The sequence below is a fragment of the Paenibacillus plantarum genome, from assembly GCF_013141695.1.
Lineage (GTDB): Bacteria > Bacillota > Bacilli > Paenibacillales > NBRC-103111 > Paenibacillus_E > Paenibacillus_E plantarum.
Genome location: NZ_WHNY01000038.1, coordinates 1 through 1,254, shown reverse-complemented (window position 1 = coordinate 1,254; position 1,254 = coordinate 1). Strand labels below are relative to the sequence as shown.

Here is a 1,254-nt window from a genome sequence, read left to right as displayed (position 1 = left end):
TGCCCAAGAAGCATGCTCCTCCGCTATCGTTCCCAGTTAGCGTAACGTCGGATTAGTATTTTTCAATTTCTTGTTCCAAGTCGTTAAGTAGAACATTGACAGCTACAACAGACGAATCATTTCTGTTCCAAAAGATCGAAGGCTTATGATGATCTTCACTTATTCCTGGTAACCAGTCATTCATAAATTCATTTAAGGTAATACTCTGTGCTTTGTAATGCGACCATTCTTCAAAAATACAAAATTCTGCAAAGATTTTTTTCGGCCAAAATGGGATTAATAAATTACCTTTATCGTCTTCGGTCACTGCCCATCCATCTCCATACAAGCCCCAAACTTCTTCCGAATCTGCAACCTTTTTGATAAAGTACTCATACCGAATATTTGCTGGAAGCTTTATAACTGCTTCGAATTCCTTCTGGTTCAATATGACCTTCTCCTTCGCCACCGAACTATCGTTCCTCGTTAGTAATCTGGGCTGTGGGTTGACGGGCGGCTGTAGGGATGGCTAGCTTATGAGCTGCTCCTCCAGCAATTTGTGAATCACGACTTCATGTGCGGGAAAAGCGATTCGGGGGAGCTCCTCGTAAGAGAAATAAGCTACTTGGTCGATGTCGTCTCCCGCACGAAGCTCCCCGCCGGTCTCTTTGGTCAGAAACCAGATCATGACGCTCTGTTGCTCGGGATTATACCATTCAGTGCCTACGTACGGCTCGCCATAAAGGGAACTGACGGTATAGAGAGAGGTAAGCTCTATGCGAAGCCCCGTCTCTTCCATCATTTCACGCTTTGCCGCCTCATACACATCCTCTCCCCACTCCACATAACCGCATGGCACACACCATTGCCCGCTGTAGCGTCCCCGCTTTCGGCCAAGCAGCACCTTGCCGTTTTGAATGAGAATCATAGCTACGCCCGCCGTTGGATTCTGGTAAAACACAAATCCGCATGCGCTGCAGACGGGCTTCGATTGCTCCTTGTTCTCGTTAAGTCGCAGTGCCCCCCCACACTTTGGACAATAGCTGTATTTCATCTGCAATTCACTCCCATTATAAGGAAATCTTTATCTTGCTCCGATTGTACCTTACTTCTGGCGGTTCCTCCAATACATGTTTGCGAAGAATTTGTTCTCGCTATGCGATCAAGGAAAACGGGTAGTCCTAAACGCCTCTCGTTCCCGAGCATTCCCGTGTGCTTCTAGGAGGGATGTTAACTACACTAACGGCTTATTGTTTACACTATTCGGATAACAGG

General features: G+C 46.6%; 2 protein-coding genes. Both read right to left on the bottom strand.

All coding sequences use genetic code 11. The annotated features are described in order from the left end of the window. Nucleotides 1–52: 52 nt before the first annotated feature. Nucleotides 53–427: a DUF2750 domain-containing protein gene (locus GC096_RS12000; protein WP_171630463.1), complete on the bottom strand. Its 375-nt coding sequence runs from the start codon at nucleotides 425–427 to the stop codon at nucleotides 53–55. An 81-nt stretch (nucleotides 428–508) separates the two neighbouring features. Beyond that, nucleotides 509–1,033 (bottom strand): NUDIX hydrolase, encoded by a 525-nt coding sequence (locus GC096_RS11995; protein WP_171630462.1) that lies wholly within the window; start codon nucleotides 1,031–1,033, stop codon nucleotides 509–511. Nucleotides 1,034–1,254 lie beyond the last annotated feature (221 nt).